The sequence below is a fragment of the Vibrio sp. 970 genome (assembly GCF_033339075.1).
In genome coordinates this window covers 1-665 of sequence record NZ_JAWOTW010000376.1, presented here as the reverse complement: position 1 = coordinate 665, position 665 = coordinate 1, and the positions used below count along the sequence as shown (strand labels likewise).

Sequence of the window (665 nt, the reverse complement as noted above, 5' to 3'; positions counted from 1 at the left end):
CGGTAAAAACTGGGCATCTATTAAGTCTGAATACCCAAATGTTGAAGTAAAAGATTTCCCACCTGAGGTGATGGATGCGCTGCGTGCTGCCAATGACAAGCTGCTTAAACAGCATGCTGAGGAAGATGCGTTGGCAAAAGAGATTCAAGAATCTCAAGCGAACTACATTAAGCAAGTTCGTCCATGGTCGAACATCTCGCACCGAGCGTACTTGAATAGCCAAGCGCAATAAAAACTCGGTCTGGCCAAATCGTATGATTTGGCCGACGAGGAAGCCCAAGAAAAATTTCAAATAAAAATCATAAAAACGCTCCGTAGATACTGCGGAGCCAACCCACACGTTCCATGGAGTTCGGAATGAGAAGCCTTATCTATATTGAGCGAATCTTCAACCGCTTTGGTGATTTTCTGGGGTGGTTATCCAGCATCCTCTTCATTTTGTTGTTGTTGAACGTGGTGTATGACGTTGTGATGCGTTACGTGTTTAACGATGTGTCTATCGCGTTTCAAGAAATGGAGTGGCACTTATTCTCTGCTGTCTTTTTGCTTGGCGTGCCTTATGCCATCAAATCCGGCGGTCACGTTCGAGTCGACATTTTTTATGAGCGACTGTCATATAAAGCGCAATCCGTCATCGACATCATCGGCACCCTGTTTTTCCTCTT

At 45.0% G+C, this 665-nt stretch carries 1 protein-coding gene and 1 pseudogene; both read left to right on the top strand.

Features of this window, described 5'->3' with window-relative positions; translation table 11 throughout:
- Window positions 1-232: pseudogene (locus R7Q11_RS26790) on the top strand (ABC transporter substrate-binding protein); the annotation flags it as partial.
- A 125-nt stretch (window positions 233-357) separates the two neighbouring features.
- Window positions 358-665 (top strand): TRAP transporter small permease subunit (locus R7Q11_RS26785; RefSeq protein ID WP_225467067.1); only part of this gene is annotated, 308 nt, incomplete at its 3' end.